The organism is Psychromonas sp. (assembly GCF_983033635.1).
In genome coordinates this window covers 1-562 of the sequence record NZ_CEZLMY010000254.1, presented here as the reverse complement: position 1 = coordinate 562, position 562 = coordinate 1, and the positions used below count along the sequence as shown (strand labels likewise).

The window sequence follows — 562 nt, the reverse complement described above, 5'->3', positions numbered from 1 at the left end:
GGGCACTAATTAATAATATATGGCAAAGCAATTTTGTTGGACTACCTATACTAACCACAAATTGCTGTGTTAGGCACAGATTACTACTAATTTTAGAATAGGAAGGGCAATGATGAAACTACTTATGACTATTTTTATACTTCTAATTGCAAGTGGCTGCACTACAATAAAACCCGTTGAATTATCACCAGAACAACTGCATGAACAAATTTACGCAGGAGATATTATCCAGCTAGGAGATAATGTCAAAATTATCACCTCTGATGGAATGCACTATAAATTCAAGGTAACAGCAATTACAGAAAATAGTATTGTGGGTGAAGAGGTCAATATACCAATAATGGATATAGTTGAGATTGAAACACGAGAGTTTAGAGGTGGTCCGACAACCGCGCTAATAACTGCTGGAGTTGTTCTCTCAATTGTGTTCACACTAGGTATGGTGGTCGGACTTTAGACTCTTTACGATTTTTTAGGCAGGATGGGGCTGATATAGAGCCCCGTTTATTGCAAGTTTAATGAAGACGACAGTCTGCTGTTATATATCCAACCTCTCAATAGG

General features: G+C 37.5%; 1 protein-coding gene. It reads left to right on the top strand.

The features are described 5' to 3' along the window. Positions 1 to 109: 109 nt before the first annotated feature. The gene (locus AC4GME_RS18025; protein ID WP_490379960.1) at positions 110 to 457 is read left to right on the top strand and encodes a hypothetical protein; all 348 of its coding nucleotides are present in this window, start codon (positions 110 to 112) and stop codon (positions 455 to 457) included. The last annotated feature ends 105 nt before the right edge of the window (positions 458 to 562 follow it).